At 70.0% G+C, this 25656-nt stretch carries 23 protein-coding genes and 1 pseudogene; 13 read left to right on the forward strand and 11 right to left on the reverse strand.

Annotated elements, in window-relative coordinates; translation table 11 throughout:
- The first annotated feature begins 1 nt into the window (after position 1).
- The 3 genes from RV986_RS39485 to RV986_RS39495 all read left to right on the forward strand — a co-directional run bounded on the left by RV986_RS39485 (position 2) and on the right by RV986_RS39495 (position 3353).
- A complete protein-coding gene (locus tag RV986_RS39485) occupies positions 2 to 1033 on the forward strand; it encodes a pectinesterase family protein (protein WP_475921974.1) in 1032 nt (343 codons plus the stop codon).
- Positions 1034 to 1092: 59 nt separating this feature from the next.
- Entirely contained in the window at positions 1093 to 2205 is a 1113-nt protein-coding gene (locus RV986_RS39490) for a right-handed parallel beta-helix repeat-containing protein (RefSeq protein ID WP_475921975.1), read from the forward strand.
- A gap of 353 nt (positions 2206 to 2558) precedes the next feature.
- Positions 2559 to 3353, forward strand: a complete 795-nt coding sequence (locus RV986_RS39495) for an HAD family acid phosphatase (protein WP_475921976.1) — start codon at positions 2559 to 2561, stop codon at positions 3351 to 3353.
- Between the two features lie 3 nt (positions 3354 to 3356).
- On the opposite strand, the gene RV986_RS39500 is transcribed toward RV986_RS39495, so the two are convergent.
- The 3 genes from RV986_RS39500 to RV986_RS39510 all read right to left on the reverse strand — a co-directional run bounded on the left by RV986_RS39500 (position 3357) and on the right by RV986_RS39510 (position 7575).
- On the reverse strand, positions 3357 to 5594 hold the full coding sequence (locus tag RV986_RS39500) for a glycoside hydrolase family 43 protein (protein ID WP_475921977.1): 2238 nt from the start codon (positions 5592 to 5594) through the stop codon (positions 3357 to 3359).
- Positions 5595 to 6148: 554 nt separating this feature from the next.
- Entirely contained in the window at positions 6149 to 7012 is an 864-nt protein-coding gene (locus RV986_RS39505; protein WP_475921978.1) for a hypothetical protein, read from the reverse strand.
- The gene (locus RV986_RS39510; RefSeq protein WP_475921979.1) at positions 7009 to 7575 is read right to left on the reverse strand and encodes a SigE family RNA polymerase sigma factor; all 567 of its coding nucleotides are present in this window, start codon (positions 7573 to 7575) and stop codon (positions 7009 to 7011) included. Before RV986_RS39510 ends, RV986_RS39505 begins: the two co-directional genes overlap by 4 nt.
- Before the next feature lie 260 nt (positions 7576 to 7835).
- Here RV986_RS39510 and RV986_RS39515 point away from each other — a divergent pair, with 260 nt between their 5' ends.
- On the forward strand, positions 7836 to 9287 hold the full coding sequence (locus RV986_RS39515; RefSeq protein ID WP_475921980.1) for an NCS2 family permease: 1452 nt from the start codon (positions 7836 to 7838) through the stop codon (positions 9285 to 9287).
- A gap of 46 nt (positions 9288 to 9333) precedes the next feature.
- On the opposite strand, the gene RV986_RS39520 is transcribed toward RV986_RS39515, so the two are convergent.
- The 3 genes from RV986_RS39520 to RV986_RS39530 all read right to left on the reverse strand — a co-directional run bounded on the left by RV986_RS39520 (position 9334) and on the right by RV986_RS39530 (position 12129).
- Positions 9334 to 10785 (reverse strand): peptidoglycan D,D-transpeptidase FtsI family protein, encoded by a 1452-nt coding sequence (locus tag RV986_RS39520; RefSeq protein ID WP_475921981.1) that lies wholly within the window; start codon positions 10783 to 10785, stop codon positions 9334 to 9336.
- Positions 10786 to 10881: 96 nt separating this feature from the next.
- Entirely contained in the window at positions 10882 to 11352 is a 471-nt protein-coding gene (locus RV986_RS39525) for a GNAT family N-acetyltransferase (protein WP_475921982.1), read from the reverse strand.
- A gap of 3 nt (positions 11353 to 11355) precedes the next feature.
- Positions 11356 to 12129, reverse strand: coding sequence for an IclR family transcriptional regulator (locus RV986_RS39530; RefSeq protein ID WP_475921983.1), 774 nt, complete (start codon positions 12127 to 12129; stop codon positions 11356 to 11358).
- Positions 12130 to 12260: 131 nt separating this feature from the next.
- On the opposite strand from RV986_RS39530, the gene RV986_RS39535 reads away from it, so the two are divergent.
- The 7 genes from RV986_RS39535 (at position 12261) to RV986_RS39565 (ending at position 18883) form a co-directional block, all read left to right on the forward strand.
- Entirely contained in the window at positions 12261 to 13790 is a 1530-nt protein-coding gene (locus RV986_RS39535) for an aldehyde dehydrogenase (NADP(+)) (RefSeq protein WP_475921984.1), read from the forward strand.
- A gap of 146 nt (positions 13791 to 13936) precedes the next feature.
- Entirely contained in the window at positions 13937 to 14545 is a 609-nt protein-coding gene (locus RV986_RS39540; RefSeq protein WP_475921985.1) for a DUF1349 domain-containing protein, read from the forward strand.
- 117 nt (positions 14546 to 14662) lie between these two features.
- Positions 14663 to 15166 (forward strand): N-acetyltransferase family protein, encoded by a 504-nt coding sequence (locus RV986_RS39545; RefSeq protein WP_475921986.1) that lies wholly within the window; start codon positions 14663 to 14665, stop codon positions 15164 to 15166.
- A 77-nt stretch (positions 15167 to 15243) separates the two neighbouring features.
- Positions 15244 to 15963: a DsbA family oxidoreductase gene (locus RV986_RS39550; protein WP_475921987.1), complete on the forward strand. Its 720-nt coding sequence runs from the start codon at positions 15244 to 15246 to the stop codon at positions 15961 to 15963.
- 115 nt (positions 15964 to 16078) lie between these two features.
- Entirely contained in the window at positions 16079 to 17128 is a 1050-nt protein-coding gene (locus tag RV986_RS39555; protein WP_475921988.1) for an aminotransferase class V-fold PLP-dependent enzyme, read from the forward strand.
- A 44-nt stretch (positions 17129 to 17172) separates the two neighbouring features.
- Positions 17173 to 17769, forward strand: coding sequence for an RNA polymerase sigma factor (locus RV986_RS39560; RefSeq protein WP_475921989.1), 597 nt, complete (start codon positions 17173 to 17175; stop codon positions 17767 to 17769).
- 43 nt (positions 17770 to 17812) lie between these two features.
- Positions 17813 to 18883, forward strand: a complete 1071-nt coding sequence (locus RV986_RS39565) for a maleylpyruvate isomerase family mycothiol-dependent enzyme (protein ID WP_475924600.1) — start codon at positions 17813 to 17815, stop codon at positions 18881 to 18883.
- A 202-nt stretch (positions 18884 to 19085) separates the two neighbouring features.
- On the opposite strand, the gene thpD is transcribed toward RV986_RS39565, so the two are convergent.
- The 5 genes from thpD to RV986_RS39590 form a co-directional block, all read right to left on the reverse strand.
- Complete coding sequence (gene thpD / locus RV986_RS39570) at positions 19086 to 19973, reverse strand: ectoine hydroxylase (RefSeq protein ID WP_475921990.1); 888 nt, start codon at positions 19971 to 19973, stop codon at positions 19086 to 19088.
- Between the two features lie 25 nt (positions 19974 to 19998).
- Complete coding sequence (locus RV986_RS39575) at positions 19999 to 20397, reverse strand: ectoine synthase (RefSeq protein WP_475921991.1); 399 nt, start codon at positions 20395 to 20397, stop codon at positions 19999 to 20001.
- A gap of 19 nt (positions 20398 to 20416) precedes the next feature.
- A complete protein-coding gene (ectB, locus tag RV986_RS39580) occupies positions 20417 to 21688 on the reverse strand; it encodes a diaminobutyrate--2-oxoglutarate transaminase (protein WP_475921992.1) in 1272 nt (423 codons plus the stop codon).
- 44 nt (positions 21689 to 21732) lie between these two features.
- Positions 21733 to 22272, reverse strand: a complete 540-nt coding sequence (ectA, locus tag RV986_RS39585; RefSeq protein ID WP_475921993.1) for a diaminobutyrate acetyltransferase — start codon at positions 22270 to 22272, stop codon at positions 21733 to 21735.
- A 692-nt stretch (positions 22273 to 22964) separates the two neighbouring features.
- Positions 22965 to 24065, reverse strand: coding sequence for a pyridoxal-phosphate-dependent aminotransferase family protein (locus RV986_RS39590; RefSeq protein ID WP_475924601.1), 1101 nt, complete (start codon positions 24063 to 24065; stop codon positions 22965 to 22967).
- Between the two features lie 176 nt (positions 24066 to 24241).
- Between RV986_RS39590 and RV986_RS39595 the strand changes: the two are divergent.
- Positions 24242 to 24433, forward strand: a pseudogene (locus RV986_RS39595) (ABC transporter substrate-binding protein); the annotation flags it as partial.
- A gap of 132 nt (positions 24434 to 24565) precedes the next feature.
- The gene (locus RV986_RS39600; protein WP_475921994.1) at positions 24566 to 25654 is read left to right on the forward strand and encodes an amidohydrolase family protein; all 1089 of its coding nucleotides are present in this window, start codon (positions 24566 to 24568) and stop codon (positions 25652 to 25654) included.
- Positions 25655 to 25656: the final 2 nt, after the last annotated feature.

The raw sequence follows: 25656 nt of genomic DNA on the forward strand, positions 1-25656 counted from the left end.
GATGCGCCGACGCGCCTTTCTCGCCGCGGCGACCGGGGTGGTGGCCGGGAGCCCGACGGCCCTGGCGGCGGCCCCCTCCGCCGCCGCTCCCCGTCCCACCGTGCACGTCCGCCCCGGCGACTCCGTCCAGGCCGCCGTCGACGCGGTGACCGGTGCCGGCCGGACGATCGTCGTGCACCCGGGCACCTACCGCGAAGTCGTGAACATCCCGGCCGACAAGGCGGGTCTGACGCTGCGGGGTGCCACCCGCGACCCGCGCGACGCCGTCATCGTCTGCGACCACGCCAACGGCACGCAGAAACCGGACGGCTCGGGAACGTACGGCACCGCGGGCTCCGCCACCTTCACCTCGGCGGCGCCCGGACTGACCGTGCACGGGCTGACGCTCGCCAACGACTGGCTGCGCGCGGACCACCCGGACATCACGGGGACGCAGGCGGTGGCGGCGTACGTCACCGGGGACCGCTCGTCCTTCACCCGTGTCCGGCTGCTGGCGCACCAGGACACCCTGTTCGCGGACACCACGGCCCTGACCGCCTTCGACCGCCAGTACTACCGAGACTGCTACGTCGAGGGCGACGTCGACTTCGTCTTCGGCCGGGCCACCGCCGTCTTCGAGCGCTGCCACTTCCACACCCTCGACCGGGACGTGACCTTCAAGCCCGAGGGGATGGTCTTCGCGCCGTCCACCGCCCGCGCCAATCCGTACGGCTTCCTGGCGGTCCGCAGCCGGGTCACCTCCGGCGCGGAGGACGGGGCGTACAAGATCGCGCGGCCGTGGGTGCCGTCGTACGAGACGACGACCTGGCCGTCCCTGGTGGTACGCGAGACGGAACTCGGCCCCGGCATCGACGCGGTGGCGCCCTACATCGACATGCGCGAGGCCTACCCCTGGCAGTCCATGCGCTTTCGCGAGTACCGCAACACCGGACCCGGCGCGGAGACCACCGTGCCGGAGAACCGCCCCCAGCTCACGGACACGGAAGCCCTGTCGCACACGCGTGCGGCGTATCTGGGCGACTGGTGTCCGTGATGTCCCCGCACCGACCGCAGTAGCTCCCTCAACCCGTATCGACGAAAGGACCGCACTCCATGTCTCGTCGAACCGCTCTCGCCCTCGGCGCCACCCTGGCGCTCGGCGCCGGACTCGCCGTCCTGCCCACCCAGGCCCAGGCGGCGACCGTCGTCGTCAGCACCACGGCCGACCTCACCAACGCCATCAAGAGCGCCACCGCCGGCACCGTCATCCAGGTGCGGGCCGGCACGTACTACCCGACGGCCACCCTCCAGTCGACCGTCAACGGCACCTCGTCGAGCCCCGTCACCCTGCAGGCGTACGGCTCGGAGTCGGTGAAGATCGACGGCTCGTCGCTGCCCGCCGGGGACTGGATCTTCAAGCTGACCGCCGACTACTGGAACGTCTCCAACCTCACCTTCCAGAACTCCCCGGACAGCGCGGTCGTCTGCCAGTCCTGCACCGGCACGAACTGGAACAACATCAAGACCATCAACGGTGGCGACTCCGGCTTCACACTCACGGGCGACGGCACCGTCAACAACACGGTCAAGAGCATCGACGCGTACGGCAACTACGACGCCGCCACCCATGGCGAGAACGCGGACGGCGTCGCCGTGAAGTTCGGCTCCGGCACCGGCAACCTGATCACCGGCGCCCGCCTGTACAACAACGCGGACGACGGCATCGACTTCTGGTCCTTCTCGTCCCCCGTCACCGTCGAGCACACCTGGTCCTTCGGCAACGGGAAGAACCGCTGGGGCGACTCGGCCTTCGCGGGCGACGGCAACGGCTACAAGCTGGGCGGCGACGGCGAGGTCGTCGCGCATGTCGTCAACAACTCCGCCGCCTGGGACGACGCGGGCAGCGGCTTCACCGAGAACTCCAACACCGGGGCGATCGTCATCAACCGCACCACCGCGTACGCCAACGGCAAGTACGGCTACTACTTCGCCACCAGCTCCGCGAAGCTCGGCAAGAACCTGGCGGTGAGCAACGGCGGCGCGGCGGTCTCCAAGGGGTCCTCGGTCACGTCCGCCGGCAACAACTGGGACTCGGGCATCGCCACGCCGTCCTTCGTCTCCACGGACGCGTCGACGACGTACAACGCCCGGAAGTCCGACGGGTCCCTGCCCGCGACGACGTTCCTGACGACGGGCAGCACGACGATCGGCGCCACGATGAACTAGCTCTCGGCAACAGCTCCGTGCGGGAAGCGGCAGGACCGACCGCTTCCCGCACGCACGCCGACGCATTCTCATCGGGGGCCGTGCGACCCGGCGGCCAGGTCGAATCCGTCGGTCAATTCTCAGATCCTTTCGGAGTGACGGTGACAGAGCTGCCCCACACCGCCTGCAGGTCCCGGCAGCGCACCGTGATGGACGCAAGGCGGTTGCCCCGGCCGGTGGAGTGGTGGGGTCGGTTTCTGTGGGTGAGGTCTCGATCGGATAAAGCCTCTCGCATGACATGCGTGATGCGCGTAGACAGTCCCTGACCTGGTGCGGAATGACCTGGTCACCCATCACACAGATCCGGAGAATCCATGCGGAAGTCCCTCAGAGCGGCAGCCATCGCTGCCGCTTGTGCCGTCGCCGGTGGCGCCCTCTACGGCACGGGCGTCGCCACGGCCGGCCAGTCGACGGCCAACTCGACCCACGAGCCCTACAACATCGGGCTCCTGGTCAAGGACATCGACACCTACTACGGCACCACGCTCGACAGCAACGGCGTGTACCAGGCGTCCAAGGACAGCCAGTACGCCAAGGACCTGTCGCGCCTGGAGTCGGACGCCAAGCGTTACATCGACAAGGCGGCGCACAATGCGAAGCACCGGGGCCAGAAGCCCGCCGTCGTCTTCGACATCGACGACACGCTGCTGCTCTCCCTCGACTACGAGAAGAAGACCAACTACACGTACAACTCGGCCTCCTGGGCGGCGTACGTGGCCCAGGCCGACCGTCCGGCCGTCTTCGGCACCCCCGAACTCGTCGCGTACGCCAAGTCCAAGGGTGTCGAGGTCTTCTACAACTCGGGCCTGAAGGAGTCGCAGCGCGTCGACGCGGTCACGAACCTGAAGAAGGCCGGCGCCGACATCAACCTCGACGCCGCCCACATGTTCCTCAAGGACGCGGCCAACCCGCCGGCCTACCTGAGCGCCTGCGCCACGGCCGCCGCCTGGAACTGCACCACCGTGCAGTACAAGTCCGGCACCCGTAAGCACATCGAGTCCCTCGGGTACGACATCGTCGCCAACTTCGGCGACCAGTACTCCGACCTCGACGGCGGCTACGCCGACAAGACGTTCAAGGTCCCGAACCCGACGTACTTCGTCAGCTAGTACTCAGTACTCGGTCCGCACGGGGCGGATCGACCCCAGGGTCGGCACTACCGGTTCGATCGATCCGTCGGCCGCGAACTCCATGCGGTCGATGGTGGTCTCCCGGTGCGTGCCGTCCCCGCCCGCCTTCCCGGGGCCGTTCAGGGCGAACCGGTGGTAGACGATGTACCAGTCGTCGGTGCCGGGGACGTTCACCACGGAGTGGTGGCCGGTGCCCTTGATGCCGTACTCCGGGCGCTTGGACAGGATCGTGCCCCGCTTGGTCCACGGACCGAGCGGGGACGGTCCGGTCGCGTACGCGACGTGGTAGTTCTCGCTGCGGGTGTCGTCCTCGGACCACATGAAGTAGTACGTGCCCTGCCGCTTGACGACGAAGGATCCCTCGCGGAAGCCGGTCTGCGTGATGTCCTTCACCTGCGAGGCGTCGAACGACACCATGTCGTCGTTCAGCGGGACCACGTACCCGTGGCCGTTGCCCCAGTACAGATACGACTGCCCGTCGTCGTCCGTGAACACGGCCGGGTCGATCATCTGGCCCGTGAACCGGCCCTTGGCCACCAGGGGTGCGCCCAGCGCGTCCTTGAAGGGGCCGGCGGGGGAGTCCGCGACTGCGACCCCTATCTGCTGCTCGGCACAGAAGTAGAAGTAGTACTTGCCGTCGCGCTCGGCGATCGCGGGTGCCCAGGCGTTCTTGTCCGCCCAGGACACATCGGGTCCCAGGTCCAGGATCGCACCGTGGTCCTTCCAGTGGACCAGGTCCTTCGACGAGTACGCCTTGAAGCTCGTCCCGCTCCAGCCCGGGTAGCCGTCCGTCGTCGGATAGATCCAGTACCGGCCGTCCAGGTAGTGGACGTCCGGGTCGGCGTTGAGGCCGGGGAGGACCGGGCTGCGGGTCGGTAGCGCCTCCACCGTCCAGGTCCGGCTCGTCCCGTCCGCCGCCGTCACGGTGTACGTCCGCGGGGTGCGGAAGTCCCGGTGTGTGCCCGGGGCCGGGCTGACCTTCGCGCCCGCGCCGACCGCGAGGGCGGGGGCCAGCTGCCTGAGGTCCGCGTCCGGGTTCATCGGCAGGACGACCTTCGAGGCCGACTCGGTGATGACGGCGTACCCCTTCTGACCCTTCGCCGTCGCGTCCACGACCGACGTCCCGGTCGCCGGGTAGGCGCCCAGCAGCCGGTCGTACTCCGCCCGGGTCACCGGCAGCACCGTGCCGTGCCGGGGGCTCGCGGGCAGCTGGTAGTCCGCCGACATGGTCCACCGGCCCGAGTCGAGGTCGGTCGTCTCGAAGGGGACATAACCGCGGTTGCCGTACTCGTCGATGAACAGGTACCACTTGTTCTCGGTGTTGGACTTGAAGACCGTCGGCCCCTCACCGCGGTCGATCGAGCCGCTGCCGATGCAGTCGGAGACGAAGTCGTACGTCGTGCTCGTCAGCGACGTGGACTTCTCCCCGGTGATGAACTTCGAGCAGGGGCTGGACGAGCTGGGATCGCGCTCGTCCTTGGTGTAGCGGTAGTAACTGCCCTTGTTCTTGACGACCGTCGAGTCGATCACCGAGTAGCCCGGGTCGTCCCAGACCTTCGGTTCGCCGAAGGTGCGGAAGTCCTTCGTGGTCGCGTACAGCATCTTGTTGTACGTCGATCCGGTGTGGTCGGGGTCGTCGTCGGCGTACAGCTTCGACGCCCAGAAGACGACGTACTCACCGAGGCTGTCGTCCCAGTAGGCCTCCGGCGCCCAGGTGTTGCCCGCGTTGTCGGGGGCCACCTTCACCAGGCGCTGGTCGGTCCAGTGGACCAGGTCGGTGGACTCCCAGATCATGATGGACCTGCTGCCGTGCCGCTGCACGTGGTCCCAGCTGCCGCTGGAGTTCTGGTACATCCTCAGGTCGGTGGCGATGAGAAAGAACTTGTCGCCCGCGGGGGAGCGGATCACGAACGGGTCGCGCAGCCCCTTCTCCCCGATGGTGGAGGTCAGCACGGGACTGCCCGCGTTCAGCTCCCGCCAGTGCAGGGGGTCGTTGCCGCGGCTGAGCGCGTAGCGGATCTGCTCGCCGTCGACGGTGCCCTCGCCGGTGAAGTAGGCGAAGAGATAGCCGGCGTACTTCGGTCGGTTCACGTGCGGTGCTCCCGACGGTGACGGTGACGGTGACGGTGACGGTGACGCGGGGCTCGGTGGGGCGGCCAGCAGGCCCAGGAGGAGCGCGAGGAGGGGGATCAGGAGCGTGCGGGCGGTCCGGCGTCGCATGACACATCCTGTGGGGGTCTGGTGGATTCTGTTGAGTGCACTGCCCTCGGAGTGTCACCAGCGGGGAACAGGGCGTCAATCGATGGGGACGGGGCGAGCGGGGCGAAAAATTTCGACCGCCTTTCGCGAGAACCTCGGTGGTCTCGGCAACCTTCTCCACCACCGCGGCGACCAGGGAGCGGAAGCGGGCCGGGGCGGCCCCTCCGGCCCGCTTCGTCTCAGCCCCATTCAGCCCCATTCAGCCCCATTCCCTAGGAAAGGAACGCCCCGTGCTTCTGAGTACCGGACGCCACCGCAGGGACCATGAACCGACCCACGAGAATGAAACGCCCCCGCCGGTCGTCACCGGCGGGGGCGTTCCTCTGACTGGCTCCGAGGGGGGCTCAGGCCAGCAGACCCATAAAGTCATACGGCGAACTGCCGGACTCCCAGGCACTGTTAGGGACGTCGAAAGCGAACATGTGGTTGTCTCCACGGTACGAATCCGTCCTCGGTGACCGCGTCCCCCGTGCCCGTGATACCGAGGGCGGTGACGCCGCCGATCGGAGGATTTTCTACGAGTCGCCGTTGTCGCCGCGCGCGGCGGCGAAGTCGCCCGCCACGGCCGGCGCCTTGTCCGCGGTCCGCGCGTGGGCCGTGTAGCTGTCGTCCTTGGCGTCCCGGCCGCCGCGGGTGTGGTTGTACTGGCCCGCGAAGACCCACTCGCCGGCCGCGAGGGTGTGGCCGTCCTTGAGCACCCAGGTGTAGACGAGGAAGCCGTCCTTCTCGACGACCGTCGTCGTGAAGTCGCTCTCGGGCGCCGAGCGCCAGGAGCCCGCGTCGCTGACCCCGCCGGTGTCCTTGATCCTCAACTCGACGGTGAGCGCGGTGAGTTGTCCCGCGTTCTTGAGGGTCACATTGCTCTGCGCCCAGAAGTCGTTGCTGTGCGGGTCGACCGAGCCGTCGGACCACAGCGGGCCGTCCTGGCCGCCCGCGGCGGGCGCCTCGGGCGCGGTGGGCGAGGAGTGCGCGGCCGAGGGGGTGTCCGAGGGGGAGGCGCTCGCCTTCCCGGACGGCTTCGGGGTGCCCGAGGTGTGCGAGGGGTGCGGTACGACGGGCGCCCGGCTCGTCGCGTCCGGCGAGAGCGCCGGGGTCGGCGAGACCGCGACCGTCTGCTGCGGCGGGTTGTTCTCCTGCACCGCTGCGGCCACCCAGTAGCCGCCCACCGCGAGGACGCCCGCGACCGCGGCCGTGGCGCCCGCGACCCGCGCCCAGCCGAGCATCGGCGGACGCGCCGCACGCCGGGGGCGCCGCTCGGGGGCGCCGGACATCCCGCGTTCGACCCGGGCCAGGATGCGCGCGCGGTCGGGCTCGTGCGCCTCGGCCGCATCGTGCAGCCTGGCGCGCAGCTCGTCGTGCACGTCCTGCGCCTCCCTCATCGGTCCCTTCCTCCGGCTCCACCCGTGGGCAGCACAACGGCGTGCACCCGCATCGGGGCCTCGTCGGTGCCGAGGAGCCGCTTCAGCTCGGCCATGCCCTTCGACGTCTGAGACTTAACCGTACCCACGGAAACACCGAGGGCGAGCGCCGTGTCCTTCTCCGAGAGGTCGAACGCGTGCCGCAGCACGACACACGCGCGCTTGCGGAACGGCAGTCTGCGCAGCGCCTCCTGGACATCGATCTTGCCCGGTATGTCGGGGTTCTCGGTCCTGTCCTCGCGCTGCGACCAGAAGAGTGTGATCCGTCTGCGCTCGCGCACCGCGCTGCGGATCCGGGTGCGGGCGAGGTTCGCGACCACACCACGGGCGTACGCCACCGGGTGGTCCGCCGCGCGCACCCGGTCCCAGCGGTGCCACAGCGCGAGCAGCGCGTCGGCCGCCAGATCGTCGGCGGCGTCCGCCTCGCCGGTCAACAGATGGGCGAAGCGGGCGAGTTCGGCATGGTGCCGCTCGAAGAAGGCGTGGAACTCCTCGGAGGCGGCGTCGTCGACGACAGTGCCCACGGCTACCTCTCCCTGCTGCGGCTTCCGAGCGACCGGTGCGGGTGTGTGCGTATACGGCCCCCGTGCGCCACCCGTGAAGGAACGGTGCCCCTGTGGGGCGAGATGCGTGAGCGTACCAGCGATGCGTACAGGGCTTCGAACAGCGTATGGCGGGCCGAACTCGATTCCGTAACACGGTGAAAACCTGAAAGCGGTTCAACGAGGGAACAATCCAGCCAGCATCCGCACACCCAGCACGCAGGTCACAAGGAGTATCAGCCATGTCCGAAACCCAGAAGGTGGCCGACCGGCCAAGTTCCGCGCCACCACCGGCGAACAGCGTCGACCGGTTCTTCAAGATCTCCGAACGGGGGTCCACCTTCGGCCGGGAGATACGCGGCGGCTTCGCCACATTCTTCACCATGGCCTACATTCTTGTCCTGAATCCGATCATTCTGGGTAGCGCCAAGGACAAGTTCGGACACCAGCTCGACACAGTCCAACTGACCACCGCCACCGCCCTGGTGGCCGCGGTCATGACCATCGTCATGGGCGTCGGCGGCAACCTCCCGCTCGCCCTCGCCGCCGGACTCGGTCTCAACGCGGTCGTCGCCTTCCAGATCGCCCCGCTGATGAGCTGGGACGACGCGATGGGTCTGATCGTCCTGGAGGGCCTGCTCATCTGCGTGTTGGTGGTGACCGGCCTGCGCGAAGCCGTCATGCACGCGATACCGCAGCCGATGAAGCAGGCGATCAGCGTCGGTATCGGCCTGTTCATCGCCTTCATCGGTTTCGTCGACGCCGGGTTCGTCACCCGCATCCCGGACGTCGCGAACACCACGGTGCCGGTGCAACTCGGCGGCACCGGCACGCTGGGCGGCTGGCCGGTCCTCGTCTTCTGCCTCGGCGTGCTGCTGACCATCGGGCTGCTCGCCCGCAAGGTCAAGGGCGCGATCCTGATCAGCATCGTGACCATGACGATCGTGGCGATCGTCATCGACTCCGCCGCCGACATCAAGAGCTGGGGCCTGACCACGCCGAAGGTCCCCGACGACGTGGTGGACTCACCGGACTTCGGACTGCTCGGTCACTTCAGCCTGTTCGGCGCGTTCGGCGAGACCAGCGCGATCACGGTCGTCCTGCTGGTCTTCACCCTCGTCCTGTCGGACTTCTTCGACACCATGGGCACGGTCGTCGGCATCAGCGCCGAGGCGGGCCTGCTCGACGAGGAGGGCAAGGTGCCCAACCTCGGCCGCGTGCTGCTCATCGACGGCGCGGCGGCGGTCGCGGGCGGTGCGGCGTCGGCGTCGTCCTCGACGTCGTACATCGAGTCGGCGGCCGGCGTCGGCGAGGGGTCGCGCACCGGCTTCTCGAACCTCGTCACCGGCGGAATGTTCGCCCTCGCGCTCTTCCTGACCCCGCTGCTCACGATCGTCCCGCTGCAGGCCGCGGCGCCCGCGCTCGTCGCGGTCGGGTTCCTGATGATGACCCAGGTCAAGCACATCGACTGGGACAAGTACGAGATCGCCATCCCCGCCTTCCTGACGATCGCCGTGATGCCGTTCACGTACTCGATCACCAACGGCATCGGGGCCGGGTTCCTCGCCTATGTGCTGATCAAGACGGTGCTGGGGAAGGCGAAGGAGGTCCACTGGTTGCTGTGGGCGGCCTCGGCGATGTTCCTGGTGTACTTCGCGATCGACCCGATCGAGCAGCTGTTCAATGTGAAGTAGGGGGCTGCCCCGCGCCTCCGAATGACGGGGCGCGGGGCAGTGGCACCTAGTTCTTCAGCGCCGCCTGCATCATGGCCTTCGCCACCGGCGCCGCCAGGCCGTTGCCGCTGACCTCGGAGCGCGCCGCGTCGGACTGCTCGACCAGGACCGCCACGGCGACCTCCTTGCCGCCCGAGTCGGACTTCGCGTACGACGTGAACCAGGCGTACGGCGTCTTGCTGTTGTTCTCGCCGTGCTGGGCCGTACCGGTCTTGCCGCCCACGGTCGCGCCGGAGATCTTCGCGTTGGTCCCCGTGCCGTCCTGGACGACCGTCTGCATCGCGGACTGGAGCTGCTCGGCGGTCGTCGAGCTGACGATCTGTTCGCTCCGCGTGCTGTCGTCGTAGTTCTTCACCACATTGCCGCTCGCGTCACTGGTCCGCGACACCATGTGCGGCGAGACCAGCTTGCCGTCGTTGACGATGGCGGCCGACACCATGGCCATCTGCAGCGGGGTCGCCGTGACGTCGAACTGGCCGATGCCGGTCAGCGCCGTGGACGACTCGTCCATGTTCGACGGGTAGACGCTCGGGTACGCCCGCACCGGCACGTCCTGCGAGCTGTCGTTGAAGCCGAACTTCTCCGCCATCGCCCTGACCTTGTCCTGCCCGAGGTCGACGGCCATCTTCGCGAAGACGTTGTTGCACGAGTACTGGAGCGCCACCCGGATCGAGGCGTTCTCGCAGGGCGCGGAGGCGCTCTCGTTCGCCAGGTCGGTCCTCGTGTTCGGCAGCGTGTACGGATTCGGGCTGTCCGTGCCGGCGTCCACGTCCTTGTACAGCCCGTCCTCCAGCGCCGCCGCCGCGACGACCAGCTTGAACGTCGAGCCCGGCGGCAGCGGCTGGCGCAGCGCCCGGTTCGTCATCGGCTTGTCCGTGTCCTTCGTCAGCCTCGTCCAGGCGGCGGAGTCGCCGGTGCTCAGCTGCGAGGGGTCGTACGACGGGGTGGAGACGACCGCGAGGATCCTGCCGGTCGTCGGGTCGATCGCGACGGCCGCGCCCTTCTTGTCGCCCAGCGCGTTGTACGCGGCCTTCTGCACATCCGGGTCGATGGTCGTGACCACATCACCAGGACTGGCGCGCTTGTCGGTGATCGTGTCGAGGGGGTTCTTCAGCTGGTTGTCCGTGCCGTCGAGCAGGTTCTGGTAGATGCCCTCCAGCTGGGTCGCGCCGAACACCTGGGAGCTGTAGCCCGTGACGGCCGCGTACAGACTGCCGTCGGTGTACGTCCGCCGGTACTTGAGGTCGCTGTTCTTCGTCTCCGCGGAGCCGGTGATCGCCTTGCCGGCCACGATGATGTTCCCGAGCGGGTTCGCGTACTGCTCGATCGCGTTCCGCCGGTTGTGCTTGTTGTCCGCGAGTGCCCTGCCGTCGTAGAACTGCACCCAGGTCGCCCTGATCAGCAGGGAGAGCACGAGCAGCAGAGTGAAGACGGCGGCACGCCTGATCGTCTTGTTCATCGCGCTCAGAAGGACGAGCGGACGGGAGCGAATCGTTCCCTTCCGCCCGCATTTCTCATGCGCTGTTCATGAAGTCCGGCTCACATGAAGTCCGGCTCAGCCCTCCAGGGTGAGCACGACCTCGTCCGTGTCCTCGCCGCGTGCGTGCGCGTACCCCCGGGCCTCCGCGGTGACCCGGAACCCGCACGTGTCCAGCACCCGCCGCGACGCCGCGTTGTCGGCCGCCGCCCGCGCGTACAGCGGGCGCTCGGGCACCTCGGCCAGCAGGTCCCGCAGCGCGGCCGTCGCGATGCCCCGGCCCCAGTACGCCCGGTCGATCCAGTAGGTGACCTCGCGCTCGCCGGGCTCCCCGTACACCGCGGCGCTGCCCACGACATCGCCGTCCGCGAGGATCGTGCGCAGCACGGCGGACGAGGCGCGGACCCGCTTCCAGTGGGCGTCGAAGGCGTCACGGTCGGCCGGGTCCCTGGGGGTGAACGCGGCCATCCGGAGGGACTCGGGGTCGTTCATCTGCCGGTAGAAGACCGGCAGATCGCTGTCGTGGACCGGGCGGAGTGCGACCTCCATGGTTCAGAGCCTCCGGGTGGCGAGCGTCAGCCGGTCGCGGGCGTCGAAGAGGGCGTCCTTGACCATCTGCTCGTGCGCGGGGGTGAGCCGGGCCACCGGGACCGAGCAGCTGATCGCGTCCCGGGCGGGGGTGCGGTAGGGGATCGCGACGCCGAAGCAGCGCAGCCCCAGCGTGTTCTCCTCGCGGTCCACGGCGAAGCCCTGCTCCCGGACCTGGTGCAGCTCCTCGATGAGCTTCTCCCGGTCGGTGATCGTGTGCTCGGTCAGGGCGGCGAGCGTCTCGGGCAGCAGCTTGCGGACCTGCTCGTCGGTGTGGGTGGCGAGCAGCGCCTTGCCGAGCGAGGTCGAGTGCGCGGGGAGCCGGCGGCCCACCCGGGTGAAGGGGCGCAGATAGTGCTGCGACTGGCGGGTGGCCAGGTACACGACGTTCGTGCCGTCCAGGCGCGCCAGGTGGATGGTCTCCGTGGTGTCGTCGGAGAGCCGGTCCAGGGTGGGCCGGGCCGCGGCGACCACCTCGTCGCCGTCGATGTACGAGGTGCCGACCAGCAGCGCCCGTACGCCGATGCCGTACCGCGTGCCCGTCGCGTCCGTCTCGACCCAGCCGAGCTCCACGAGGGTGCGCAACAGCATGTAGAGGCTGGATTTCGGATAGCCGACGGCCTCCTGGACCGCCGCCAGGGAGTGCATACCGGGCCGGCCGGCGAAGTACTCGAGCAATTCCACGGTCCGTACCGCGGACTTGACCTGCGCTCCGCCGCCTGTCTCGCCTGCCGACATCGCCCTTGACCCCCTCGTTCGACGGGAAATAGTCTCCGCATCATATTCACCATCAGAGACAGCGTTCAGTATATCGAACACCGCTGGTGGGTGAGACAAGAACTGCGGCATTACATCTGGAGGGACCCGCGGTGGCAGCAGCACCAGTCTGGAGTGTCGACCCCCGTACCGGGAAGCAGCGCGAGCAGGTTGCGGTGGAGGCCACGGCCCAGGAGGTCGACGAGGCCGTCCGCGCCGCGCACGCCGCCCGGGGGGGCCTCGCCGACCGCACCGTCCGCGCGGCCTTCCTGCGGACCGCCGCGGACCTGCTCGAAGGGGCCAGGGAACATCTGGTCGAGGCCGCCGACGCGGAGACCGCGCTCGGCCCGGTCCGGCTCACCGGCGAACTCGCCCGCACCTGCTACCAGCTGCGGGCCTTCGCCGGCATCGTCGACGAGGGCGCGTTCCTCGACGTCGTGATCAACCACCCCGACGACACCGCGACCCCGCCGATCCCGGACCTGCGCCGCTACAAGGTGCCGCTGGGCGTCGTCGCCGTCTACTCGGCCTCGAACTTCCCCTTCGCCTTCTCCGTCGCCGGCGGTGACACCGCGAGCGCGCTGGCGGCCGGCTGCCCGGTCGTGGTCAAGGCGCACCCCGACCACCCGGCGCTCTCCGAGCTGGTCGCGGCCGTCCTGCGCCGGGCCGCCGCCCAGCACGACATCCCGGCCGGTGTCGTCGGCCTCGTGCACGGCTTCGAGGCGGGCGTCGAACTCGTCAAGCACCCGCTGGTCGCGGCGGCCGGGTTCACCGGCTCCGTGCGCGGCGGCCGGGCCCTGTTCGACGCGGCGGCCGCGCGCCCCGCGCCGATCCCCTTCCACGGCGAACTCGGCTCCCTCAACCCCGTCGTCATCACCGAGGCCGCGGCGGCCGAACGCGCCGAGGCGATCGGCGCCGGGCTCGCGGGCTCGATGACGCTGGGCGTCGGCCAGTTCTGTGTGAAGCCGGGCCTGGTCCTGGCCCCCGCGGGCGCCGCGGGCGACCGTCTGGTGAAGTCCCTGACCGACGCCGTCAGCGACACCGACGCGGGCGTCCTCCTGGACCACCGCATGCGCGACAACTTCATCGCGGGTGTCGCCGAGCGCGCCGAACTCCCCGAGGTGGAGTCACCGGTGACCCCCGGCGCGGGCGGCGAGCACACGGTGAGCCCCGGCTTCCTGACCGTGCCCGCGCACAAGCTCGCCACCGAGGGCGAGCACGACCTGCTCCTGGAGGAGTGCTTCGGCCCGCTCACGGTCGTCGCCCGCTACGAGGACGAGTCCGAGGCCAGCGCGGTCCTCTCGCGCCTCCCCGGCAACCTCACCGCGACCGTGCAGTTGTCGACGGAGGAGGCGGCGGGCGAAGGCCGCGGCGCGGAGATCCTCGCCGAGCTGACGCCGCTCGCGGGACGCGTCCTGGTCAACGGCTGGCCGACCGGTGTCGCCGTCGCCCCCGCCCAGCACCACGGCGGCCCGTACCCGGCGACGACGTCGACCTCGACATCGGTCGGCGGTACGGCGATCGAGCGCTGGCTGCGGCCGGTGGCGTACCAGAACGCCCCCGAGGCCCTGCTGCCGCCGGAGCTGCGGGACGACAACCCGCTGGGGTTGCCGCGACGCTACGACGGTCACTTGGAGCGGTAGGGCTCCGCCGACAGCGCCGGTTGGGGTTGCGGTTGTTCGCAGGCTGCGGGCTCGCTGTGGTTGATCGCGCCCACACGGCGGAGCCGCATGTGTCACAGCCCCGCGCCCCTTCGGGGGCGCGGCAGTGGGCCTGAGAGGATTGGTGAATGGACGTCGAACTTCCCGAACTTCCCTTCTCCCTCCGCACCTACGGCCCTGACGGGAACTGGTCGTACGAGGACGGGATACTCACCGGCTGGGCGGGACCCCGCCAGGACCGTTTCGTACCGCCCACCGACGAGGCACTGGACCCCGCCTCCGACGCGCCCCGCCTGCTCGGGGCGCCCGAGGGGGACTTCCAGCTGATCGCCCGCGTCACGGTCGGCTTCGGCGCGGCCTTCGACGCGGGGGTCCTCTACGTCCACGTGGGGGAGCGGGCCTGGGCGAAGCTCTGCCTGGAGTACTCCCCGGACGTGCCCACCGTCTGCACGGTGGTCACCCGGGGGCACTCCGACGACGCCAACTCCTTCACCGTGGACGGCAGCTCCGTCTGGCTGCGGATCAGCCGCACGGGGCGTGCCTTCGCCTTCCACGCCTCCCGCGACGGCAAGCGCTGGACGTTCATCCGGCTCTTCACCCTGGGCGACGAGAAGGAGACCTCCGACGCGCTGGTCGGGTTCATGACGCAGTCGCCGATGGGGGAGGGGTGCGTGGTGACGTACGACGGCATCGAGTTCCGTCCGAACTGGCCCCAGGACCTGAGAGACGGCAGCTGACCGACGCCGCTCCCTCGGGGGTGCCCCCGCGCCGAGTTCGGACGGACCGGAACCGCGACCGCGCCGTGTCACGTCCTCCGCTGCGTGATCAGAACGCACCGTACCGTCGGCTCCCTCGTGATCAGGACCGCCCTGCCCAGCGAGGCCGCCGCCATCGCCGAGCTGCATGTCCGCGCCCGCGCCACCTACTATCCGGACGGCCTGCCGGAGGACGGTTTCGACTGGCCCGCGCGCTGGCGGGGCACGATCGAACGCCCTGACGGCCATGTCCTGTGCGCGGTGCGCGACGGCCGACTCGTCGGCATCGCCTCCTTCCGTACGGCCGAGGACGCCCCGGCCGACACTGTGAAGCTCTTCCAGTTCCATGTCGCCCCCGACCGCTGGCGCGACGGCATCGGCACCGCGCTGCACACGGCCTGTGTGGAGCAGTGGCTGGCCGACGGCAAGCGGTCGGCGACGCTCGACGTGCACGTGGACAACGAGCGCGCCCAGGCCTTCTACGCCCGCCAGGGCTGGTTCCCGGACCCGGAGAACCCGCCCGCCGAGGGCGACCACCACTTCTTCCTGCGCTACACCGTCACAGGGGAACGAAACACAGGGGAACGAAACACAGGGGAATGAAAGCGGCCGTTTGAACGTTCACACACTCACGCCCTCGGAGGCGCCCGTATCCGTACGACTTGGAAAGAGCCGAAGACATGCGCGTCGAGATCTGGTCGGACATCGCCTGTCCCTGGTGCTACGTGGGAAAGGCGCGCTTCGAGAAGGCGCTGGACGGCTTCCCGCACCGTGACGAGGTCGAGGTCGTGCACCGTTCCTTCGAGCTGGACCCCGGGCGTGCCAAGGGTGACATCCAGCCCGTCATCGGGATGCTGACCAAGAAGTACGGCATGAGCGAGGCGCAGGCGCAGGCCGGCGAGGAGAACCTCGGCACGCAGGCCGCCGCCGAGGGCCTGGAGTACCGCACCCGCGGCCGCGACCACGGCAACACCTTCGACATGCACCGCCTCCTGCACTTCGCCAAGGAGCAGGGCCGCCAGGACGAACTGATCGGCCTGCTGTACAAGGCGAACTTCGCCGAGGAGCGGACCGTCTTCGACGACGACGAGCGGCTCGTCGAGCTGGCCGTCGCCGCCGGGCTCGACGCCGACGCCGCCCGCACGGTGCTGGCCGACCCGAAGGCGTACGCCGACGCGGTGCGCGCCGACGAGCGCGAGGCCGCCGAGCTGGGCGCGAACGGAGTGCCGTTCTTCGTTCTCGACCGCAAGTACGGCGTCTCCGGCGCCCAGCCCGCCGAGGTGTTCACACAGGCCCTGACCCAGGCGTGGGGCGAGCGCCCGCCGCTGAAGCTGATCCAGGACGGTTCCGCCGACGCGGAGGCCTGCGGTCCGGACGGATGCGCCGTACCGCAGCCGTAAAGGCCCTACCGCCAGGGTAAAAGCGCAGGTCGGGGCGGACGTATAAGCGTTCCTTAGCGGAACCGCGCAACATTCCGTAATGGACGAGGGGTGCGCGGGGCCGCAGAGTGGACCCATGGAGACCTTCGAGAGCCTGGTCCGAGCCGAGTTCGCCCCGAAGAACACCTATCTGAACACCGCGAGCTGCGGACTGCTGCCGGCGCGCGCGGTCGAGGCCATGCGCGTCGCCGTCGAGTCCGTCGCGGCGGGGCGGCCGTCCGACATGTTCGCCGACGTCGAAGCCGCCCGCGCCACCTTCGCCCGGCTCGCCGGGGTCCCGGAACGCCGGGTGGCGGCCGGGGCCTCGGTCGCCGTCTACAGCGGCCTGATCGCCGCCGCCCTGCCACCGGGCGCCGAAGTCCTCACCGCCGAGGCCGACTTCAGCTCCGTGGTGACCCCCTTCCACGTCCGCGGCGACCTCAAGGTCCGCGCCGTACCGCTGGAGCGGCTGGCCGAGTCGGTGCGCCCCGGCACGGCACTCGTCGCGGTCAGCGCCGCGCAGTCCGCGGACGGGCGGATCGCCGACCTGGAGGGCATCCGCCGGGCCGCGCGCGAGTACGGGGCGCGTACGTACATCGATGTGTCCCAGGCCGCCGGATGGCTGCCGATCGAGGCGGACGCGTACGACTATGTCTCCTCCGTCGCCTTCAAGTGGCTCGTCTGCCCGCGGGGCGTGGCCTTCCTGGTCGTCCCGGAGGACTTCGGCGGGCTCACTCCGGTGTTCGCCGGCTGGGTCGCGGGACAGGCGCCCTGGGACAGCTGCTACGGCCCGGTCGAGGAACTCGCCCACTCCGCGCGGCGGTTCGACGAGAGCCCCAGCCTCTTCTCCTACGCGGGCGCCCGGCACTCGCTGGAGCTGATCGAGGAACTGGGCGTGGCGAACGTACGCGCCCACGACCTCGCCCTCGCCGACCGGTTCCGCGCCGGGCTGCGGGGACTGGGCCACGCGCCGGTGCCCGCGCCCGCCTCGCCCATCGTGTCCGTGCCCGGACTCGGCCACCGGCAGCGGGAGCTGAGCGAGGCCGGAGTCGAGGTCTCCGACCGCGCGGGCAACCTGCGTGCGGCCTTCCATCTGTACAACAATCCCGCCGATGTCGACCGGCTGCTGGACGTCCTGTCCGGCTGACCCCTGGCGCGGGATCGGGGAGGGCGCTAGGAAGGCACCAAGGGGTGGTGGTGTTGGTGGAGCCGACGCTCACGGACGACGAATGGCATCGGCGGCTGGTGTACGGGGACGAGACCGCGCTGGCCGAGGTGTACGCCGCGTACGGCGCCCTCGTGCAGCGGGTCGCCGCGCGCGTCACGCGCAGCCCGGCCGCCGCCGAGGATGTGGCACAGGAGGTCTTCGCGCACCTGTGGAGCAGGCCGTACGCCTTCGACGCACGCCGCGGCTCGCTGCGCACCTGGCTGTCCATGCTCGCCCACCGGCGGGCCGTGGACTGGGTGCGCGGCGAGGCCCGGCACCGCAAGGACGCCCGCGCGGACGACTCGGCACTGCACGCCATCCCCGACACGGGCCCCGGCCCCGACGAGACGGTCGTGGACCGCGAACGCGCGCTCCTGCTGCACAGCGCCCTGGCCGAACTCCCGCAGCCCCAACGGGAGGTGGTCCACCTCGCCTACTTCGCGGGCCGCACCTACCGCCAGGCCGCGGTGGAACTCGGCATCCCGGAGGGCACGGCCAAGACCCGGCTGCGCTCGGCCCTGCGCAAGCTGGCGGAATCCCTGGCGGATCCACCGGACCCGGCGTTGGAACGGGGCGCATGATGGTGACGACGGCAGCGCTAAGGGCGGAGAGAGGGGGCGCATGATGGCCACGGAGCACGAAGGCGTACGCGAGCTGTTGGCCGCCTGGGCCGTCGGTGCGCTGACACCTGCCGAGGCGAGGACGGTCCCACCGCACCTGGCCGGCTGCGCATCCTGCGCCACGGAGGCCGCGCGGCTGCGGGAGGCGGTCCGACTGCTGGACGGCGCCCCGGCCCCGGGAAACGGCGCCGCGCTCCCGGCCTCGGGAAACGGAGCCTCCGCTACCCCCGGCGGCGTACTCGCGCTCGCCCTGCGTGCTCGTCCCGCGGCGCCGCACGTGGCCCCGCACGCCGCTCCCTACGCCGCCGCCGTCACCGGACTGCGGGCGCTGCTGCGGGAGGTGGACGCGACCGGGCCCTGGGGTACGCCGGTCGTCCACGACTGGGACGTACACGCCACCGTCGCCCATCTGATCGCGGCGGACGAGCCGTTGGCGACACGGCTCGGGCTCGTGGCGCCGGGGCCGGAGTCCCCGGTCGACGACGGGCCGGGCTGGGCGGACGCCTGGGCCGCCCGGACCGCCGAGGTGATCGCGTACGAGCGGCGGCGCACGCCCGAGGAGACCGTCGCGGCGTGGACCGCGCGGGCCGGGGCCCTGCTCGCCACGCCCGAGGCACTGGACCCCGTGCGGGCCGCCCGGGCCACGACGTTGATGGGCATACGACTGCCCGTCGCCGACCACTTCCTCGTGCGCGCCTTCGAGACGTGGATCCACACCGACGACATCGGGCGGGCCCTCGGCCTCGCCGTGCCCCCGCCGCTCGCCCCGCACCTGTGGCGACTCGTCCGGCTCGCCGTCGGTGTCCTCGGCGCGGCCCTGGGACCCACCGCGCCCCCGGTGCTCCTCTCGGTGACCGGGGGAGACGACCGGGACGCCCGGTCGGTCCCGGACACCCAGTGGGTGCTGGGCTCCGAGGACGAGCCGGTGCGGGCCGAACTCGTCCTGGATCCGGTCGACTTCTGCCTGCTGGTGGGCGGACGGTACGCGCCCGACGAGGTGCCGCGGGGCACGGCGGGCGACACCGGCGCCGTACGCGAGGTACTGGAGCGGGCGGCGTCACTGGCGTGGCTGTGAGAGGCACAGTCGCCGGCATGGCTGTGAGAGTCACCTCACCGGTGTGAAATCCCTCGCCCCGATGCTGTGTCTGATTGCGGCTTCGCCGCGGGCCGACTCCGCCGGCCATGACAGAGTCACCCCACCGGTGTGAAATCCCTCGCCCCGATGCTGTGCCTGATTGCGGCTTCGCCGCGGGCCGACTCCGCCGGCCATGACAGAGTCACCCCACCGGTGTGAAATCCCTCGCCCCGATGAACTCGGGCCTGCGGACCGGGGCCGCGAACGGCTCCACCGCCGTGTTCTCCACGCTGTTGAACACGATGAAGACGTTGCTGCGCGGGAACGGCGTGATGTTGTCCCCCGAGCCGTGCATGCAGTTGCAGTCGAACCAGGTCGCCGAACCGGCCCGGCCCGTGAACAACTTGATGCCGTGCCGCTCGGCGAACGCGGTGAGCGCCTCGTCCGACGGCGTACCCGCGTCCTGCATCTGGAGCGACTTCTTGTAGTTGTCCCGGGGAGTGGCCCCCGCACAGCCGAGGAACGTCCGGTGCGACCCCGGCATGATCATGAGACCGCCGTTGGTGTCGTGGTTCTCCGTCAGCGCGATCGACACGGACGCGGTCCGCATGTTCGGCAGCCCGTCCTCGGCGTGCCAGGTCTCGAAGTCGGAGTGCCAGTAGAAGCCGCCGGCCCCGAAGCCCGGCTTCACGTTGATCCGCGACTGGTGGACGTACACGTCGGAGCCGAGGATCTGCCGTGCCCGGCCCACGACCCGCTCGTCGCGCGCCAGAGCGGCGAACACCTCGCTGATCCGGTGCACCTCGAAGACGGACCGGATCTCCCGGGACGCCGGCTCGACGATCGACCGCTCGTCGGCCCGGATCGCCGGATCGGCCACGAGCCGCTCCAACTCGCTCCGGTAGACGGCGACCTCGTCCACGCCGATGAGTTCCTCGACGGCGAGGAAGCCGTCACGTTCGTACGCCGCCAGGTCGGAACCGGAGATCGGCCCGGGCGTGCCCGGCGCGCTCCAGACGACCGGGTCCCGGCGCGGGACCGACACCTCGGTGGCGCCGCGGCTGGGGTAAAGATCGGTCAGAGTGGTCATCTTTGTCATCTTTGTCATCTCTGTGTCACACCTCCTCGGTGAGCAGGGGGTAGACGCCGTTGTCGTCGTGGTCCTCCCGTCCGGTCACGGGCGGGTTGAACACACAGACGCAGCGGAAGTCCTCCTTGACCCGCATCGTGTGCCGCTCGTGCCCGTCGAGGAGGTACATGGTGCCGGGCGTGATCGTGTACTTCTTCCCGGTCTCGTCGTCGGTGAGTTCGGCCTCGCCCTCGACGCACACGACGGCCTCGATGTGGTTCGCGTACCACATCGACGTCTCCGTGCCCGCGTACAGGACGGTCTCGTGGACCGAGAAGCCGACCCGCTCCTTCGCGAGGACGATGCGCTTGCTCTCCCAGGTACCGGACGCGGCCTTCACATGCCGGTCGGTGTCTTCGATCTCCTTGAACGAACGGACGATCACGTGCTGAACAACCCCTCTCTCAAACGGTTTCCCGTACGGCGCGGGCGAGCGTGCGCAGGCCCTCGTCCAGTTCCTCGGGCGTGATGGTGAGCGCGGGGAGCAGCTTCACCACCTCGCCCTCCGGGCCGGACGTCTCGATGAGCAGGCCGAGTTCGAAGGCGCGCCGCGCGACCCGGTCCGCGCGCGTCCTGTCGTGGAACTCGATGCCCCGGACCAGACCCCGCCCGCGGTACTCCTTGATGTCGGCGAGGTTCTCCTCGGCGATCGAGATCAGCGCCTGCTCGATCTGTTCACCTCGCGCGCGGGTCTGCTTCTCCATGGCGGAGCCGTCGGACCAGTACGTCTCCAGGGCCGCGGTGGCGGTGACGAACGCGGGGTTGTTTCCGCGGAAGGTGCCGTTGTGCTCGCCCGGCTCCCAGATGTCCAGCTCGGGCTTGAACAGGCACAGCGACATGGGCAGCCCGTACCCGCTGATCGACTTGGACACCGTCACGATGTCGGGCACGATCCCCGCCTCCTCGAAGGAGAAGAACGCCCCCGTCCGCCCGCAGCCCATCTGGATGTCGTCGACGATGAGCAGGATGTCGCGCCGCTCGCAGAGGTCGGCGAGGGCACGCAGCCACTCGGGCCGCGCCACGTTGATGCCGCCCTCGCCCTGCACGGTCTCGACGATGACCGCGGCGGGCCGGTTGAGCCCCGACCCCTGGTCCTCCAGCAGCCGCTCGAACCAGAGGAAGTCCTGCACCTGCCCGTCGAAGTAGTTGTCGAACGGCATCGGGGTGCCGTGCACGAGCGGGATACCGGCACCGGCCCGCTTGAAGGCGTTGCCGGTCACGGCGAGGGACCCGAGCGACATCCCGTGGAAGGCGTTGGTGAAGGACACGATCGACTCCCGCCCCTTCACCTTCCGCGCCAGCTTCAGCGCGGACTCCACGGCGTTGGTGCCCGTCGGCCCCGGGAACATGACCTTGTACGGCAGATCGCGCGGCCGCAGCACAAGATCCTGGAAGGTCTCCAGGAAGGCACGCTTGGCGGTCGTCGACATGTCGAGGCCGTGGGTGACGCCGTCGCGCTCCAGGTAGTCGATGAGGGCCCGTTTGAGTACGGGGTTGTTGTGCCCGTAGTTCAGGGACCCCGCACCGGCGAAGAAGTCGAGGTACTCGTGCCCGTCCTCGTCGTACATCCGGCTGCCCCGCGCCCGGTCGAAGACGGTGGGCCAGCCACGGCAGTAGCTGCGCACCTCCGACTCCAGGGTCTCGAAGACGCTCAGGTCGGGCTGGGTCATGGTCACGGTGTCGCTCCTCAGGGCGTGGGGGAGGGAGGCAGGCGTGGGGCTCACAGCGACAGAGGGCCGATGCGGTACAGCACCTCGGGGGCGTGCGGGCCGTCGGGGAACAGCGCGGGGCCGAACAGCACCTCCTGCTCCACCGAGGCGCCGTGGCGCCGTGCGTACGAGGTGAACAGGCGCTCGGAGGCGGTGTTGCCCGGCGTGATCGTGGTCTCGATCGCGGCCAGCCCCCGCTCGCGTGCGACCCGGGCGGTCAGGCCGTCGAGCAGCGCCGCGGCCAGGCCCCGGCCGCGCTGCGCCGCGTCGACGGCCACCTGCCAGACCAGGAGCGTGTGGGGACGCTCCGGCCGTACGTACGCGGTGATGAAACCGACCGGTTCACCGCTCGCCCCACGCGCCACCGCCGAGGTGCCGGCGAAGTCGCGGCACCACAGCAGATAGCTGTACGAGGAGTTCAGGTCGAGGGTTCCGGAATCCTTGGCGATACGCCAGAGGGCGGCTCCGTCCGCCACCTCCGGACGGTCGATCCGAAGGTCCTCCGGAATTTCCAGGAATTCCGCTTGCAGGTCTGCTGGTGCGGCGTTCATGCGGATTGAATTTACCGAGAGAAAGTTCAAATCGCATCGCCGGGCGGGGTTACGTGCAGCGCGTCCATGTGTTATCACGCGACCGTGCAGGGCGGTGCGATGGGTGATGAAATGCGCGGATTCGCCCGGTGGATATGGGAGAAAGTGGGCGCGCTGTGGAGTGTGTCACAGCCATGAAATGGCCACGAAACAGCCACGAGATGCACCCGGATTCCATCGCTCGGTGTTCGTTAAATCTTTGCGTTTAGGGGAGCCGGGAGCGGGCAGGAGAATATGGGAGACTGCGCTGGAATTGACATCCGAATAAGCGTCGGGATGTGGAATTTATAATCCCTGATCCCTGATCCCTGATCCCTGATCCCTGATCCCTGATCCAGGATTTGGAATCAGGCTCCGGTGAGCCCGTCGATACGCTCGCGCACGATGTCCGCGTGACCGTTGTGCCGAGCTGGACGAGCCCGGCGCCTTTCAGTTCGAGCGTCGCACGGTGGAAGGCGAGCCGGCTCTCCAGCATGGGGCGCTCGGGTCCGGTGAACAGGTTGTTCCGCCCCCAGACCCCCGCGTCGGCCTGAACGGCCTCGTCCTCACACGCCGGACAGGCTGAAGGAGCCGGGCCTGCGCCCAAGGCTTCGAGGGGCGCGGGGAACTGCGCGACCAGCCCCCACCCACCCGCACCCGACAAACGCACTTGTCTAGCTTCGTGCCTCCGGCACCGCGCGTCGCGCCGCCTCCAGGTCCACCGAAAGCCCGGACTCGGCCAGCGCGGCCCCCAACGCCGCGAGGCACGCATACACGACCCCCGGCGTCGCATCGGAACCGTAGTGGTTCACCCGGATCATCTCCTTCGCCAGCGCACCCCCACCCGCCGCCAACGGCAGCCCCGGCTCCGCGGCCAGCGCCTTGGCGACCAGCACCCCCGCATCGACCCCGGACGGCGCCCGCAGCGTCGTCGCGACCGGCGCCGCGTCCCCCGCGTCGTACACATACGGCTCAAGCCCGCCGCCCAGGGCGACCGCCCCGGCCCGCGTGGCCGCCGCGGCCGCCGCGTGACGGCCCATCACCGCGTCGAGCCCTTCCCCCTCGATCCGCTCGACGCACGCCTCCAGCGCCAGCATCTCCAACTGCGCCGGCGCGTGCAGCAGCGCCTTGCGCCCGCCGTCGACCCACCTCTCCTTCCAGTCCAGCAAGGAGAGGTACGAGCGACGCGGCGCCCCGGGATTGGCGGCCATCCGCGCCCACGCCCGCTCGCTCACGGACACGGCCGACACCCCGGCCGGCCCGCCCATCGCCTTCTGCGCCCCGATCACGCACAGGTCGACTCCCCACGCGTCCGGCAGCACCGGCTCGGCACCGATGGACGCGACGGCGTCCAGGTAGAACAGCGCGCCGTGTTCGCGCACCACCTCGCCGATCTCCGCGACGGGGTTCGTGTTCCCCGTCGCCGCCTCGGCGTGCACCAGCGAGACGAAGTCGATCGACGGATGCGCGGCGAAGGCGTCGCGCACCTGCGCGGCCGTCACCGCCGTATGGAACGGCACCGTCAGGTCGATCACCGTCGCCCCGCAGTCCCGCAGCCAGTCCCCGAAGGTCTGCCCGTACGGCCCGGTGATCACATTGAGCGCGGTGGTGCCGGGCCCGGCCGTGCCGCGAATGGCGCCCTCCAGCGGCAGCAGTGCCTCGCCCTGCATGACCACGACGTTCTGCTCGGTGGAGAGCAGCCGTGCCACACGGTCCTCGATCGCCGCGAAGCGCGCGGCGCTCAGAGGGGCCAGGTCCAGGAAGGGGTGGGTCACGGCGGTGCTCTCTTCGCTCACGGGTGCCAATGCGCAGCTTTGAGCGTATCCGGCGGTCCCGGCGGGTCCGGGCACCCCATGGGTCATACGGCCGCAGGCCTCTTCGGGCATGACTTCTGAGGCCGAACGGCCCAACGGCCATCGGATTGATTTGAGTAAGTCAAACCTTTCCTTACAATGTGAAGGCCAAGGGTAGGAAGCTCGGCGCCCAGGCACAGACCACGGGTGAGGAGTACGAGCAGGGCAAGGGCTTCGACCCGGTCTCCTTCGAGTCCTCCGACGCGGTCCTGAGCGGTCTGCGCTCCGGGCAGGCCCAGGCCGTCGTCATCGACTACCCGGTCGTCCAGGGCTGACTGAAGGACAAGGTGTAGGCCGACGCCTTCAAGACGGTCGACAACCTCAACACCGGAAGAGACCCAGGGCCAGGGCCAGTAAAGCGCGCCCCGTAGGGGCGCGGTCGGCCACGAATCACCCGCAGTCGCAGAACTAAGGTTCTTCCCATGAGCGATCAGGCGGTGCTGCACGTGAAGGGGCGGGTGCTCGTCGGACCCGACGACGTCCGCGACGACCTGTGGGTCGTCGGCGGCCGGATCTCGTACGAGCGCCCCGGCGCCCGTGACGTCCGTACCGTCGAGGGCTGGGCCCTTCCCGGTCTCGTCGACGCGCACTGCCACGTCGGCCTCGACGCGCACGGGCCCGTCCCCGACGACGTCTCCGAGAAGCAGGCCCTCACCGACCGTGAGGCCGGCACCCTCCTCATCCGGGACGCGGGCTCGCCCTCCGACACCCGCTGGATCGACGACCGCGCCGACCTCCCGAAGATCATCCGAGCGGGCCGTCACATCGCCCGCCCCCGCCGCTACATCCGTAACTTCGCCCATGAGATCGAGCCCGAGGACCTGGTCGCCTACGTCGCCCAGGAGGCCCGGCGCGGCGACGGCTGGGTGAAACTGGTCGGCGACTGGATCGACCGCGACACGGGCGACCTCGGCGCCTGCTGGCCGCGCACGGCCGTGCAGGCGGCGATCGCCGAGGCGCACCGCCTGGGCGCCCGGGTCACCGCGCACTGTTTCGCGGAGGACTCCCTGCGCGACCTGGTCGAGGCGGGCATCGACTGCGTCGAGCACGCGACGGGCCTCACGCAGGACACCATCCCGCTCTTCGCCGAGCGCGGCGTCGCCATCGTCCCGACCCTGGTGAACATCGCCACCTTCCCGCGGCTCGCGACCGGCGGCGAGGCCAAGTTCCCCCGGTGGTCCGCGCACATGCGGCGCCTGTACGAACGCCGCTACGACACCGTGCGCGCCGCCCACGACGCCGGGATCCCGGTGTACGTCGGCACCGACGCGGGCGGCTCACTGGCCCACGGGCTGGTCGCGGGCGAGGTCGCCGAACTGGTGACCGCGGGCATCCCGCCGGTCGAGGCGTTGTCGGCGACGACCTGGGGCGCGCGACGCTGGCTCGGACGGCCCGGGCTCGACGAGGGGGCACCGGCGGACCTCGTCGTGTACGAGGGTGATCCGCGCGCGGACGTACGGGTACTGGCGGCTCCGCGCCGGGTGGTCCTGAACGGCCGGGTCGTCGGCTGACG

Source organism: Streptomyces sp. RLA012 (assembly GCF_056270325.1).